This is a genomic window from Anaerolineae bacterium (assembly GCA_011176535.1).
Classification (GTDB): domain Bacteria; phylum Chloroflexota; class Anaerolineae; order Anaerolineales; family DRMV01; genus DUEP01.
In genome coordinates, this window is the sequence record DUEP01000121.1 from 1 (window position 1) to 13,331 (window position 13,331).

Genomic DNA, 13,331 nt, shown 5'->3' on the forward strand with positions numbered 1-13,331 from the left:
CGCGATGCCGGGCCGCCGCCCACCCGGCCCGGCGCTGCGGCAACTGCAACGGGCCAACGGCTTGATGATGGCCGAGCAGTTCGCCGAGGCCGCCCAACTGTTCCACCAACTGGCCCAAAAGGCGCTGGCGCGCGGGTTTCCCCAGGCCCCGCAACTCACCCTGAGGGCGGCTGAGGCTTACTTCAAGGCCGGGGACCGCGAAAGGGCCCGCGGGCGCCTTCTCGCCGGGCTGGAAATGCTGGCCAACGCCAGTCGCTGGCAGGTGCTGCGCCACGCCGGGGAGCGGGCCATCGTCGCCTTGCAGGCCCAAGGCGACGCCGCGCTGGCGGCCGAGGTGCGCCAGGCTATGGAACGCTGGCTGGCCCAAGCCCCTCCCCTACCGGCCATGCGCCGGGCGAGCCAAGCCCTACCTGCCCGGTGCCCTACTTGCGGCGCACCGGTCCACCCGGATGAAGTGGAATGGACGCACGGGGTGCCTTTGTGCGCCTACTGCGGCATCGCGCTGACCGCGAACGCCTCTCCCGAGTAACGCTATGGATTGGGAGCGCCTCGACGAAGCCACCATCCGGCAGCGCCTGACCCAGGCCAAAGCCTATCCTCCCGACGACCCTTATCCGCCGGGGTTGCTGCGCACGCCCCCCCGCCCGGCGGCCGTGCTCATCCCCTTTGTACGCCATCAGGAGCGCTGGCACCTGCTGTTCATCCATCGGGCCGAAAACCCCCACGATCCGCACAGCGGCCAGGTATCCTTCCCCGGCGGGCGCAGCGAAGACGGTGAACGCCCCCCTGAGACTGCCCTCCGGGAGACCGAAGAAGAATTGGGGATTTCGCCCCGGATGGTGCGCCTGCTGGGCGAGATGCCCCACCAGCGCACCATCTCCAACTACTGGATCACCCCTCTGGTGGGGGTGCTGTCCTGGCCGGTGCCCCTGCAGCCGGCCGCCGCCGAGGTCACCCGCGTTTTTCTTATACCGCTGGCGTGGCTGGCCGATCCCGCCAACCGCGAAATTCGGCTACGCGAAACCCCTGCCGGACTCCCGCCTTTCCCCATTGTGTACTATCGCCCTTACCAGGGGGAGATCATCTGGGGCGCCACAGCCCGCATGGTGCTCCGCCTGCTCGACATCCTGCGCGGGCAGGGGCAACGCCCCACCCTGGCCCCCTTCCAAAATTGACCCCAAAAACACACCGCCCCGGAAGGACACCGGGGCGGTACAGAGACAAAAGCCAAAGAGGTAGAAAAACGGCCCCTATTCCTCTTCCTCCTCTTCTTTCTTCCCCTTCTCGATGACCTCAGGCTCGGCGCCGATTTCTTCCACCGTCTCCGCGCCTTCCACCTCTTCCTCGGTGCGCGGCGCCGTGGCCACCACAATGGCCTCATCAGGATCGGCCATGACCTTCACCGAGGGAGGCAGCACCAGATCGGCCACGGTGATCATATCGCCGATCTCTTCCAACCGACCGAGGTCGATCACAATGCGCTCGGGCAAATCGCCGGGCAACGCCTCGACCTCCAGCACATCCAGGCTCTGCACCAACACGGCGCCATAATTCTTCACCGCCGGCGCTTCGCCTTCCAGTTCGATGGGCACCTCAGCCCAGATGGTCTCGGTCATCGAGACCGCCTGGAAGTCCACGTGCAACAGGGTGCCTTTGATGAAATCTTTCTGCTTCTCGCGCACCAGCACCGGCAAGGTCTGGCCTTCCAGTTCCAGGTCCAGAATTTCGGAACCCGTGGCGCCACGGAGCACTTTGGCCGCCTCTTTGTAATCCAACATCACAGGGATGGGCTCCTCGAGCACCTTGCCGTACACCACGCCGGGCAACTTGCCCTGCCGGCGCAACTGCTTGACCTTCTTGCCGGTCACGGTTCGTCGTTCGGCCTTCAACAACGGTCGTTCGCTCATGCTTCCCTTCCTCGGGCGCCTCTCACCCGCCAAAGCGGGTTACCTTCGCCCTTTGGTTGAAATCTGGCCCCATGCGGAGCCGCCCCATTGTATTCGGGAAGGCCGATTTCGTCAATGGCACCCCGTCACTTCTCGTCCGCAAACACGATGCGCTCCCCTTCCAGGGCAGCGATTTGCGCCAAGCTTTCCACCGGCACACCCAGGGCGGCCAACTTGTCCCGCCCGCCCTCAAAGGTTTTCTCGATGACCGTGCCAATGCCCACCACCTGAGCCCCGGCCGCCTCGGTCAGGCGCACCAGGCCCAGCAAAGTCTCGCCAGTGGCCAGAAAATCGTCGATGATCAGCACCCGGTCGTGGGCGTGGATGTATTCGGGCGAAATCATCAACTCCACCGTGCGGCCCTTGGTGTGCGAGGGCGTCAGGGTGAGGAACACCGTGTCGGGCATGGTCACGGGCTTGTGTTTGCGGGCAAAAACCATGGGCAGGTGGAGATAGTAGGCGGTGGCAAAAGCGGGGGTGATGCCCGAAATTTCGGCCGTGAGCACCTTGGTGGCCTGCACATGGGCAAAGCGCCGCGCCAACTCGGCCCCACAGGCCATGATGAGGTGGGGGTCCACCTGGTGGTTGAGGAAACTGTCCACCTTCAAAATGCCCCGGCCCAGATGACGGCCTTCCCTGCGAATGCGCTCTTTCAAAATCTTCATGGGAACCGAACCTCCTCCAGGGGGATGCTGCCCCCATGGGCACGGCCAGCCCCAAAAATCCGGTCCGGATCCCCAGAGGAGAAAGCCGCACCCGAAGGGGGATAAAACGAACCCCAGGGAGCGTGCTCCCTGGGGCGGGTATCCCTCAATCGATCAAATCCACGCGCTCCAGGCCCTGCGCCAGTTCCAGCCGCAAGCGGACATAGGATTGATAGCGCTCTGGGTGAATCCGGCCCTCCTCCACCGCGCGGCGCACGGCGCACCCCGGCTCGTGTATGTGCGTACAATCGCTGAACTCGCACTCCGCCACCAAATCACGCATCTCAGGAAAGTAAGCGTCCAACTCCTCCGGTTCCACATCCCAGAGCGAAAAGGCCTTCAAGCCCGGGGTGTCGGCCACATAGCCGCCCCCCTCCAGAGGGAACATCTCGCGCACCACGGTCGTATGCCGCCCCTCGCCGGTGGCGCGGCTCACCTCACGCACCACCAGCCCCAGGCCAGGCTGAATGGCGTTGAGCAAACTGGACTTGCCCACCCCCGAGGGCCCGGCCAGGGCCGAGATTTTCTGCTGCAAGCGCGCTTTCAGGTCCTCCAGCCCCTGCCCGGTGACCACCGAGGTGTAGAGCACCGGATAGCCGATTTCGGCGTAGCGTGCAAACAGGGCCTGGGCCTGCTCCATGGGCACCAGGTCCACTTTGTTCGCCACGATGAGGGCCGGGATTTCCTGCTTCTCGGCCACCACCAGAAAGCGGTCCAACATGCGCAATTTGGGCTGGGGGTTGGCGCAGGCAAAGACGAACACCACCTGATCCGGGTTGGCGATGATGACCTGCTCGTACTCCCCGCGCGGGCCGGGGGCCATGCGCGAGAGAGCGCGTTGCCGGGGCTCGATTTTTTCAATCAAGCCCGTGCCGTCGGGCAACCGCCGAAACTGCACCCAATCGCCCACGGCCACCAAATCACCCCGCCGCGGGCCCCGCTTGAGTTTTCCCCGCAGACGACACATGATCGGCTCGTGCTCCGCCTTCCCCTCAGGATGGACGGCGTAGAATCCAGCCTGACTTCGGACCACCAAACCGCGCTCCAGGTTCGTCGCTCCAGTCATGCGCTTCTCCTCCTCACGGCTGAGGCGTGGGGGTGCCTTCCTCCGGCGTCGGCGTGGGGGTGATGCCGATGGCCGATTCCCAGGGATACCGGGTCCGCGGGCGACCGTAGAAGTAAATCTCCACCACGCGACGAAAGATGGGCGCGGCCACATCCGCCCCTTCGCCGCCGTATTCCACCAGCACGGCCACGGCGATGTCGGGTTTGTCCTCCCGCTGCGCATCGGTGAACCCGGCGAACCAGGCATGCGGGGTGCCCGAGGGGTTGGAGGCGGTCCCTGTCTTCCCGTACACCGGGATGGAAAAGGCGCTAAAGGTGCGCCAGGCCGTGCCGCGGGGGTTGTGGGTGACCAGCCACATGGCCTGCCGGATGATGGCCAAGTTTTCCGGCGAGATGGGCAGGGTGTTCAACACCTGCGGCTCGAAAGCCTGCACCACCTTCCCCTCCGTATCCACCACTCGCTCGACCAACTGCGGGCGGTGCAGCGTGCCGCCGTTGCCGATGGCCGCCATGTAGTTGGCCACCTGGAGCGGCGTCACCAGGGTCTTGCCCTGGCCAATGGCCTGCTGCAACGCCTCACGCTCGTCAGGCGGGTCCACAATCTGCCCGGACGCCTCCTCGATTTCGATGCCCGTGGGCTGCCCCAGACCAAAGGCGCGGGCCATGTCCGTGACCGCCGTGCCCGAAACATTACGCCACAGGTCCAGACCGACATGCCAGAAGTAGGGGTTGCAGGAACGCATCAGCCCTTCGGGGAGGGTGAGCAGGCCGCTGGGGGGGAAATCGTGCTCGTAGGTCCAGTCGTAGAGCGTCAGGCCGGGCAATTCGGTGAACTCATGCCCGCAGTTGTAGGTGGTGTCGGCGCTGTACCGTTCGCTTTCCAGCGCCGCGGCCATGGTGATCACCTTGAAAACCGAACCGGGGGGGTACTGCCCCACAGTGGCGCGATTCAACAGCGGGCGATAGGGATTGTTCAACAGGTTTTGCAGCAAGGCCTGGCTGTTGAAGTTATCGGGGTTGAAAGCGTTGGGGTCAAAAGCGGGGTTGGAGGCCAGAGCAAGAACCCGTCCGGTGTCCCGCTCCAGCGCCACAATCGCCCCGGCGAAAGTGCGCAAAGCCAACTGCACCTGCCGCTGCAGGTCCATATCCAGCGTGCTGTAGATAGCGTAAGGCGGCTTGGCCTCGGCGGTCGCCAGGGGGCTGAACACCTTGCCGTCCGGGTCCACCACATACAGGGTGCCCCCGCCTTTCCCGGCCAGGTAGGCTTCGCCCCAGGCCTCCAGCCCCATTCGGCCCACCCGGGCGCCGATGGAATACCCTTTGCGCCGGTACTCATCCACCTCCTCGGGCTGCAAGGCGCTCACATACCCCACGGCGTGGGGCGCGATGCTGTTGCCCGGATAATACCGCCCCTGATAGCGCCGCAACACCACCCCCGCATAGCCAGCCAACTGGTCGTAGTAGCGATCGGCGGTCTCGGCCGGCACCTCGGCGATGGGGATGTACCAGCCCGGCGGCTTGTCGGCGTACATGTCACGGATGTAATTGGCCCGGATGCCGGTCACCAGACTCAAGAGCCGCAGCAGGCTATCCTCCTGCTCCGGATCGATTTGCCCGGGGAACACCCCGATGGCCATGGCCTCTTGCTGCGTGGCCAGAACCTCGCCGTTGCGGTCCAGGATCTCCCCCCGCGCCGGCATTTGAATGTAAAGAGCCAGGTTGTTCCCACCCTGCAATTCGGGCAACAGCATGGCCGGGTCCCAGGCAATCTTCCAGACGCCGTCCTCCCAGCGGAAATGGGCCGTCACCTCACGGGTCAGATCGCCGACCACGCTGCTGTGCCAGGTGAGGCGGTACACCACCTGGGCCGTATCCGGCCCGACAAAGGTGGACAAGAGAGTGTAATCCACCCCTTGCAGCGCGGCTTCCAGAGCCAGATTGCGGACATACTCGGTAAACGCGTCCTCGGTGACGGCGTCGCGGCTCAACAAAGTGAGCGAAGCGTACATCGCCGCATAGTCGCCTGTGGCCCAGGCGTCGAGAAACGCCTTGAGCGCATCTTCCGGCGCAGGGCGCTGCGTCACTTCCACCTGCGGCGCGGGGAGCGTGGGCGCCTGCCCCGAGATCGTAGGCGACACAGCGCCCGCGGAGGGACGGCACGCCCCCAACGCTGCCAGCAGTAGCGCCCCCAACCAAAGCCACCTTGCCTTGCGTACATCCATGGTCTTCCTCACTCGTGGCGAAAGGCAAGCCACCCGGTGCCAGAACACCCATCCGGCGGGATCTCAGACGGGGAACACCCGCTCATGGATGGGACAATTGTACCCGAAGGCACGCTGACATTGAAGCGCAACCTGGTGGCGGGGCGGGCCTAACAACGCCGCCAGGCCCTGAGCCAGATGACACAGAGGAAGCCCCACCACATTGGCGTAACACCCCTCGATGCGCTCCACAGGGTGGAAATCCTGATTCTGGATGGCGTACGCCCCGGCTTTGTCCATGGGGTCTCCGCTGGCGATGTAGGCTTCCAATTCGGCGTCGCTCATCGCGCGCATGAACACCCGGGTGCCCACCACAGTGCTCCACAAAGCCTCGTCGGCCGGGCGATAGACCGCCACCCCGCTGAGCACCTGATGCGGACGACCGCGCAGGGCCTCCAGCATGTGTCGCGCCTCGACCCCATCACGGGGTTTGCCCAGCACGCGCCCCTGAAAGACCACCGCCGTATCCCCGCCCACCACCACCCATCCCGCAGGCGCCCCGATGGCACCGGCCCGCGCCTTCTGCTCGGCCAGACGACGCACATAACGCGCCGGGGATTCCTCGGGGAGCCGCCGCTCGTCCACATCCACGGCCCGGCCCACCACCGGAAACCCCAGCCAGGTCACCAGGTCTCGCCGTCGCGGCGAGCCTGAGGCCAACACAATGCCTGCTGCCTGGTGCATGCTTCCTTCCCTCGCTCGGATGGGCTTAACGAACACAGGGCGCAGAAACCGCCTCCCGACGGCGCCTGGCCCTGTGTTGGTTACGGCGTTGCCGGCTTACTGATGATGCACATGCCCGTGGGCAAGTTCCTCAGGGGTGGCTTCGCGGATGCCGACCACCTTGATCTGGAAATGCAACTCCTTGCCCGCCAGGGGATGGTTGAAGTTCAGGCGCACCGTCTCTTCACCCACCTCTTCGATGAAGGCATCGAACACCTGCCCATTCGGATCCCGCAGTTGGATCCCTACCCCAGGCTCCAGAGGAATCTCCGGGGGGAATTCGCCTTTGGGGACCTCCATGAAGGCCTCAGGGTTGGGTTGACCATAGCCTTCTTCCGGGGGGATGGTCACTTCTTTGCTCTCGCCCACGGCCATACCGTAAAGTTCCTTTTCCAAACCGGGGATGATGTGCCCCTGGCCCTGGATAAAGTCAATGGGTCCGTGGCCCTCGGAGGAGTCGATCACCTCACCATTGACCTTCAAGGTGTACTCCAAAGAGACCACATCGTTGTCACGAATCATGCGTTTTTCCTCACTCATTCTTTTCTCCTTCAGGTGAATAAAACTTTGCGCCCGGAAGAAGGTCGGGCAGTCCCCCAAAGCACGCTTTGGTCCCTTCCTGCACACGACTTGCTCCGGTAGTCCAAGTGTAACACAAAAGCCAGGCAAAAGTCAGGTTTTGCGCCCGGTTCGTCCTTCGCGCGCCTTGACAAGGTGGCTTTCCCCATGGTAGGATGCCCTCACCTATGGAGAGACCTGTGGAAGCACCTTCCGGGCAAACCGGGCAAGAAAAGCCCCGCTTAGGCTGGCTCGAATGGGTGGCCCAACTGGGGCTGCTCGATTTCGTCGTCCGAGCCGGCAGCCATATCTTGCTGGTGTTGCTCATTGCCCTGGTGGCCTGGGGGCTGCGCCGGGCCGACCTGGATCAACTGTTGCGCCAGGGAGCCGCCCAGGCGGCGCAGGCAGCCGTCGAAAGCCGCCCCACCCCCACACCGACGACCATAGCCTCCTCCTGGGATACCCTTCCTCCTCTGCCCACACCGCTCCCCAGCGGGGTGACGCGCGCGGCCCTGCTGCACACCATCATCCCTTCCCGCCCCCGCTATGAGATCATCGAATACACCGTGCAGCCGGGCGACACAGTCTTTGGCATTGCCGAAAAATTCGGCCTCAAGCCCGAAACCATCCTCTGGGGCAACTACGATGTGCTGACCGACGATCCCCACCGCTTGCGTCCCGGTCAGGTGCTGCGCATCCTCCCGGTAGACGGCACCTATTACGAATGGCATGCCGGGGACAACTTCCGCGCTGTCGCCAAATACTTTGGCGTGGACCCACAGGTCATTGTGGACTTCCCCGGCAACCATCTCGACCCCGACACCTTTGACATCGACCACCCCAACCTGAAACCCGGCACCCCGTTGATCATCCCCGGCGGGCAACGCCAGTTCGTTTCCTGGAGCGCCCCTCAGATCACCCGCGAGAACCCCGCCGTGGCCAGCATCCTGGGCCCGGGGGCCTGTGGCGAAGTGTACGAAGGGCCTATTGGCACGGGCACCTTCATCTGGCCGACCACCCTGCACTATCTCTCGGGCTACGACTACTCGCCAGCCATCAACCACTTCGGCATCGACATCGCCGGGAAGACGGGCTACCCCGTCTATGCCGTGGACAACGGCGTGGTGGTGTACGCCGGCTGGAACGATTGGGGCTACGGCAATGTGGTGGTCATCGATCACGGCAACGGCTGGCAATCGCTTTACGCCCACCTGAGCGTCATCCGGGTCGCCTGCGGCCAGCCTGTCTACCAGGGCGACATCATCGGCAACATCGGCAGCACCGGACGCTCCAGCGGCCCCCACCTGCACTTCGAGTTACGGCACGCCAAATACGGCAAGGTCAATCCGTGGAATTTCCTGCCGTAAACTCTTGCCAAAGCCGGGCATCTCGGCTATAATTTGGCCCGCACGGGCGCGTAGCTCAGCTGGTTAGAGCGCGTCACTCACATTGACGAGGTCAGGGGTTCAAGTCCCTTCGCGCCCACCAAGCCCCCGAGACATCGGGGGCTTTCTTTTTTTCTACCCCTTGCCACCCTGGGCGAAATCCTCTATCATTCCCTGAGAGGGCTCCTCAAAACCCTCGCGAAAAGGCGGCAAGGCCGGCGCCCTTCCAATGCGCCATGCATTCCCAAAGGAGGAATTTCCATGAGCAAAACCTGGTTTGCCTGGCTCGTCCTGGCCCTCGGCGTCACGGTAGGCTGCTCCCTGCTGGGCGAGGTGGGAAAAAACACCCCTGCACCCACCTCCACCCGATCGGCTCCCGCGGCCACCGTGCTCTTCCAGGACGACTTTTCCAACCCCGATAGCGGCTGGGATCGGGTCAATGTCAAAGACGGCATGACCGATTACACTGAAAATGGCACCTACCGGATCCTGGTGAATCTGCCCAACACCGATGTCTGGTCCAACCCCGGCCTGACCTTCACCGATGTGCGCATCGAGGTGGACGCGACCAAAGTGGGCGGCCCGGATGACAACGATTTCGGCGTCCAGTGCCGTTACCAGGACGCCGACAATTTCTACTTTTTCATCATCAGCAGCGACGGCTACTACGCCATCGGTAAAGTGAAGAACGGCGAGCAAACCCTGCTTTCCGGCGAAAGCATGGATTACAGCGACGCCGTTCTCCAGGGCGCGGCCACGAACCACCTGCGGGCCGACTGCGTGGGGTCGTATCTGGCCTTCTATGTCAACGGGACGCCTCTGACCACCGTGGAAGACAGCGACTTCACCCAGGGCGATGTGGGCTTGATGGCTGGCACCTTTGACACGCCCGGCACCGACATCCTCTTCGACAACTTCACCGTGCTCCAGCCCTGAGGGCCCTTCCAGGCCACGGAAAAAACGCACGGGGTGGTGTAATGCCCCGTGCGTTTTTAGTTTGCGACAACCCAGGAGGGTCAGGAAAGGGGCTTGCCCAACCGCGCCCGCTCCTCTTCCACGATGGAGGGGTCCAACTTGCGGAACAAGGGCCTGGGTTTGGCGATGGGCTGACCGGGGGACAACCGGCTGGGCTCCCAGCGACCGCTGGCCCCTTCGGGCAGATAGCGCAACACCGTATGCCCACCCAACTCGTCCTGCACCGTTTCCACCACCTGGCGGCCAAACAGGGGTTGCTCGTAGCCCAGGGCGCGATGGAGCGCCTCACTGGTGTGGGGCAAAAAAGGCGCAAACAGGATTTTGAGATTGTCAATACAACGCAGGGCGGTATAGACCGAGGTGGCGGCAGCGTCCTTGTCCTGCTTGATCTCAAACCAGGGCGCCACGCGATCCAGGTACTTGTTCACCTCGGTGGCCACGCGCATCACCTCGGTAATGGCCGCTTTGAGACGCACCCGTTCGATAAGATCGCCCACGGTTTCAAAAGCCGCTTCCACCGTGGCCAGGATTTCTTTGTCTTGTGGACGCAACGCCGCGGGTTGAGGCACTTTCCCCTGCCAATGTTTGAAGGCAAAGGAGAGCATGCGGTTGGCCAGGTTGCCCCAGGTGCCCACCAATTCCCCATTGTTGCGCCGTAAGAAGTCCTCCCAATCCCAATCCGCGTCGCGGGTTTCAGGCATGTTCACCGTGAGGTAGTAGCGCAGCGGGTCGGGGTCGTACCGGCTGAGGAAGTCCAGGCCCCACACGGCCCAGTTGCGGCTGCCCGAAATCTTGCGACCCTCCAGGTTCATGAACTCGTTGGCAGGAACATCGTAAGGCAGCACCAACCGCTTGCCCTCTACACCGGCGAACAGCCGACCGAAGGCTTCGCCGGCCGCAATCAACTGTCCCGGCCAGATGACCGCATGGAAGGGGATGTTGTCCTTGCCGATGAAGTACACCGTCTTGGCTTCGGGGTTGAACCACCAGGCCTGCCAGGCATCGGGCTGGTCGTTGAGCAGGCTCCACTCCACCGCCGCCGAGAGGTAGCCGATCACCGCCTCGAACCACACATACATCCGCTTGTGCTCCCATCCTTCCACCGGCACCGGGATCCCCCACTCCAAATCGCGGGTGATGGGACGGCCATGGAGCCCCTCGGCCAGAATCTGCCCTAAGGACTGTCGCACCACATTGGGGCGCCAGTAAGCCTTGCGGGATTCCAGAAAGGCCACAATGACCGGCTGTAGTTTGCCGAGGTCCAGGTAAAAATGCTCGGTTTCCCGCAGTTCCGGGATGGAACCGTCGATTTTACAGCGGGGATTGATCAACTGGGTGGCGTCCAGCAAACTGCCGCACTTGTCGCACTGATCCCCGCGCGCCTGTTCGTAGCCGCAAATCGGGCAGGTGCCCTCCACATAACGGTCGGGGAGAAAACGATTCAGCGTGGGCGAAAACCATTGCTTTTCTTTTTTGGTGTACAGGTAACCGTTCTCAAGAATGGCCCGGAAGATGGCCTGCGAGACCTTGAAGTGGTTGGCCGTGTGGGTGCTGGTGAAAAGGTCGTAGGTGATCCCGGCCTTCTGGAAGAGTTCGAGAAAACTTTGATGGTAGCGCTTGTACACTTCCTCGGGGGTGACGCCCTCCTCATCGGCGCGCACGGTGATGGGCGTACCGTGAGCATCGGAGCCGGAAACCATCAACATCCGGTTGCCTTTAAGACGATGATAACGGCTGAAAATGTCAGCAGGCAGATACGCCCCGGTTAGGTTGCCGACATGGATGAACGCATTGGCATAAGGCCAGGCTACACCAGCTAAGACATGTTCGCTCATACCTACCTCCTCGAAATGTAGAGCAATTATACCCGCTCCAGCAGAGGATGCAGACGCAACGCAAAGGGCCGGCTCTGAGGCCGGCCCGTGTTTCCGGGGGAAGCCAGGCTTCCGCCACACGACCGTGCGGGCTTCACGGTCGTCCCGGAGGAATCATCGACATCATCATCGACAAACAACGGCTGGTCAACATAGGCGTTTTCTCCAGAGCCGTTGAGGTCAGAGATAGTCCTTCAACTGCCGCGCCCGGCGGGGATGGCGCAAACGCCGCAGGGCTTTGTTTTCGATTTGCCGGATGCGCTCACGGGTCAGGCCAAATTTCTGCCCCACCTCCTCCAGGGTGTAGGCCCGTCCGTTTTCCAACCCGTAGCGCAGTCGTAAGACCATGGCTTCGCGGGGTGGGAGTGTGGCCAGCACCTCTTCCAGTTTTTCGCGTAACAGGTTGCGATAGGCCATCTGGGCCGGGCCGGGCGTTTTGCGGTCTTCCACGAACATACCCAACTCCGACTCCTCATCGTCGCCCACGGGCGTCTCCAGGGAAAGCGGAAGCCAGGACACCTGCATCATCCATTGCACTTTGCGTTCGGGAAGGTCCAACGCTTCGGCCAACTCGGCCGGCGTGGGCGGACGCCCCAATTGCTGTTCCAACTCCTGGGCCTTGCGGTACATGGCCCGTATGCGGTCGATCATGTGCACCGGCACGCGAATGGTGCGCCCATGATCCGCAATGGCCCGGCTGATGGTCTGGCGAATCCACCAGGTGGCGTAGGTAGAAAAACGAAAGCCGCGGCGATAGTCATACTTGTCCACGGCTTTCATGAGTCCCAGATTCCCTTCTTGAATCAGGTCGGCAAAGGAGACTCCATGCCCGATGTACCGTTTGGCGATGCTGACCACCAGGCGTGTGTTGGCCTTGATGAGATGTTCTCGGGCCGCCTGGGCGTCACGGATCACCACTTCCAGTTCCCGCCGCCGTTTTTTGTGCCGTCCGTTGAGTTGCTGCAACTCTCGCAGGGCTTCCCTCCCCCGCTCGATGCGCTTAGCCAGGGCGATTTCCTCCTCGTGGCTTAGCAGAGGCACCCGGGACATTTCCTTGAGGTACTGCCCCACGGGGTCCACCTCGTCCTCTAAGGGCAGCGATTCCACCGTGTCCAGGATTTCGATGCGCCGCTTTTCCAGTTCCCGCAAAACCTTCAGCAGGACCTCCGGCTTGCCTTTGGGGCAAACCTCCATCACATCTTCCGTGGTCAAATAGCCCTGCACTTCGGCTTGCTCTAACAAAAAGGCCAATGCATCCTCGTAGGCTTTGCCAGGCAAGGACATCAGCGGTCTCCTCCTCCCGCAGGTACTACTCCCCCAAGAGGGTCTTCAACACGGCCAAACGTGGGTCGATCTCCTCCAGATCGTGATGGCAAACGGTTTCGTGCTGGTTGGCCCCACAGACCGGGCAAAGGCCCCTGCAATCCGGGCGGCACAGGGGCTGGATGGGGACTTCCAACCACATGTATTCCCGCACCAAAGGGGCCAGGTCCACCACCCCGCTCTCAGGGAAAAGCAGGGTGGATTCGGTGGCCTGTCGAGGGGAAAACGCGTATAATTCGGTAAACTTCACCTGCAGCGGAAGTTCAAACGGCGTGAGACAACGCACACAAACCGTGGGCGTCAAAGCCTGCATTTCCACCTGAAACAACAGCCCCTGCGTAGCGCGGGAGACCACGGCAACGCCCCCTATTTGCCGCAAGACCAGATCCTCCAAACGAATCTCGGGGATGTCAAAAACAAATTCCCGGCTGTAGCCGACAGCCTCGTGAGCGATAAAGCCCACATTCAGCCGGAAGAGTTGACGATATGGGTTCATTGAACACCGCACAATGTGGAG

13 protein-coding genes and 1 tRNA gene are annotated in these 13,331 nt (G+C 62.7%); 5 read left to right on the forward strand and 9 right to left on the reverse strand.

The window, feature by feature from the left end; genetic code table 11:
- Both G4O04_10420 and G4O04_10425 read left to right on the forward strand, forming a co-directional pair.
- Window positions 1-529 (forward strand): tetratricopeptide repeat protein (locus G4O04_10420; protein ID HEY58924.1); only part of this gene is annotated, 529 nt, incomplete at its 5' end.
- A gap of 4 nt (window positions 530-533) precedes the next feature.
- Complete coding sequence (locus G4O04_10425) at window positions 534-1,175, forward strand: CoA pyrophosphatase (protein HEY58925.1); 642 nt, start codon at window positions 534-536, stop codon at window positions 1,173-1,175.
- A gap of 75 nt (window positions 1,176-1,250) precedes the next feature.
- Here the strand turns inward: G4O04_10425 and G4O04_10430 are convergent, their stop codons facing one another.
- The 6 genes from G4O04_10430 to G4O04_10455 form a co-directional block, all read right to left on the reverse strand.
- Window positions 1,251-1,907: a 50S ribosomal protein L25 gene (locus G4O04_10430; GenBank protein ID HEY58926.1), complete on the reverse strand. Its 657-nt coding sequence runs from the start codon at window positions 1,905-1,907 to the stop codon at window positions 1,251-1,253.
- 125 nt (window positions 1,908-2,032) lie between these two features.
- The gene (xpt, locus tag G4O04_10435) at window positions 2,033-2,611 is read right to left on the reverse strand and encodes a xanthine phosphoribosyltransferase (GenBank protein HEY58927.1); all 579 of its coding nucleotides are present in this window, start codon (window positions 2,609-2,611) and stop codon (window positions 2,033-2,035) included.
- Window positions 2,612-2,756: 145 nt separating this feature from the next.
- Complete coding sequence (gene rsgA, locus G4O04_10440; protein ID HEY58928.1) at window positions 2,757-3,716, reverse strand: ribosome small subunit-dependent GTPase A; 960 nt, start codon at window positions 3,714-3,716, stop codon at window positions 2,757-2,759.
- A gap of 13 nt (window positions 3,717-3,729) precedes the next feature.
- Entirely contained in the window at window positions 3,730-5,937 is a 2,208-nt protein-coding gene (locus tag G4O04_10445; GenBank protein HEY58929.1) for a hypothetical protein, read from the reverse strand.
- 63 nt (window positions 5,938-6,000) lie between these two features.
- Window positions 6,001-6,660 carry a septum formation inhibitor Maf gene (locus tag G4O04_10450; GenBank protein ID HEY58930.1) on the reverse strand — a complete coding sequence of 220 codons (660 nt, stop codon included), beginning with the start codon at window positions 6,658-6,660 and terminating at the stop codon, window positions 6,001-6,003.
- Between the two features lie 96 nt (window positions 6,661-6,756).
- Window positions 6,757-7,221, reverse strand: coding sequence for a peptidylprolyl isomerase (locus G4O04_10455; GenBank protein ID HEY58931.1), 465 nt, complete (start codon window positions 7,219-7,221; stop codon window positions 6,757-6,759).
- Between the two features lie 236 nt (window positions 7,222-7,457).
- On the opposite strand from G4O04_10455, the gene G4O04_10460 reads away from it, so the two are divergent.
- The 3 genes from G4O04_10460 to G4O04_10470 all read left to right on the forward strand — a co-directional run bounded on the left by G4O04_10460 (window position 7,458) and on the right by G4O04_10470 (window position 9,578).
- Window positions 7,458-8,624, forward strand: coding sequence for a M23 family metallopeptidase (locus G4O04_10460; protein ID HEY58932.1), 1,167 nt, complete (start codon window positions 7,458-7,460; stop codon window positions 8,622-8,624).
- A 44-nt stretch (window positions 8,625-8,668) separates the two neighbouring features.
- A tRNA-Val gene (locus tag G4O04_10465) sits at window positions 8,669-8,745 on the forward strand.
- Window positions 8,746-8,903: 158 nt separating this feature from the next.
- Window positions 8,904-9,578, forward strand: coding sequence for a hypothetical protein (locus tag G4O04_10470; GenBank protein HEY58933.1), 675 nt, complete (start codon window positions 8,904-8,906; stop codon window positions 9,576-9,578).
- Between the two features lie 80 nt (window positions 9,579-9,658).
- Here the strand turns inward: G4O04_10470 and G4O04_10475 are convergent, their stop codons facing one another.
- The 3 genes from G4O04_10475 to G4O04_10485 form a co-directional block, all read right to left on the reverse strand.
- Entirely contained in the window at window positions 9,659-11,452 is a 1,794-nt protein-coding gene (locus G4O04_10475; GenBank protein HEY58934.1) for a methionine--tRNA ligase, read from the reverse strand.
- Between the two features lie 219 nt (window positions 11,453-11,671).
- Window positions 11,672-12,775, reverse strand: coding sequence for a sigma-70 family RNA polymerase sigma factor (locus G4O04_10480; GenBank protein ID HEY58935.1), 1,104 nt, complete (start codon window positions 12,773-12,775; stop codon window positions 11,672-11,674).
- 25 nt (window positions 12,776-12,800) lie between these two features.
- Window positions 12,801-13,310 carry a DUF177 domain-containing protein gene (locus tag G4O04_10485; GenBank protein ID HEY58936.1) on the reverse strand — a complete coding sequence of 170 codons (510 nt, stop codon included), beginning with the start codon at window positions 13,308-13,310 and terminating at the stop codon, window positions 12,801-12,803.
- Window positions 13,311-13,331: the final 21 nt, after the last annotated feature.

Bases quoted from the DNA above. Each gene is read 5' to 3' on its own strand.
- G4O04_10445 (HEY58929.1), bottom strand. From the start codon at position 5,937: ATGGATGTACGCAAGGCAAGGTGGCTTTGGTTGGGGGCGCTACTGCTG.
- xpt (HEY58927.1), bottom strand. From the start codon at position 2,611: ATGAAGATTTTGAAAGAGCGCATTCGCAGGGAAGGCCGTCATCTGGGC.
- G4O04_10450 (HEY58930.1), bottom strand. From the start codon at position 6,660: ATGCACCAGGCAGCAGGCATTGTGTTGGCCTCAGGCTCGCCGCGACGG.
- G4O04_10480 (HEY58935.1), bottom strand. From the start codon at position 12,775: ATGTCCTTGCCTGGCAAAGCCTACGAGGATGCATTGGCCTTTTTGTTA.
- G4O04_10425 (HEY58925.1), top strand. From the start codon at position 534: ATGGATTGGGAGCGCCTCGACGAAGCCACCATCCGGCAGCGCCTGACC.
- G4O04_10430 (HEY58926.1), bottom strand. From the start codon at position 1,907: ATGAGCGAACGACCGTTGTTGAAGGCCGAACGACGAACCGTGACCGGC.
- G4O04_10470 (HEY58933.1), top strand. From the start codon at position 8,904: ATGAGCAAAACCTGGTTTGCCTGGCTCGTCCTGGCCCTCGGCGTCACG.
- G4O04_10455 (HEY58931.1), bottom strand. From the start codon at position 7,221: ATGATTCGTGACAACGATGTGGTCTCTTTGGAGTACACCTTGAAGGTC.
- rsgA (HEY58928.1), bottom strand. From the start codon at position 3,716: ATGACTGGAGCGACGAACCTGGAGCGCGGTTTGGTGGTCCGAAGTCAG.
- G4O04_10475 (HEY58934.1), bottom strand. From the start codon at position 11,452: ATGAGCGAACATGTCTTAGCTGGTGTAGCCTGGCCTTATGCCAATGCG.
- G4O04_10485 (HEY58936.1), bottom strand. From the start codon at position 13,310: ATGAACCCATATCGTCAACTCTTCCGGCTGAATGTGGGCTTTATCGCT.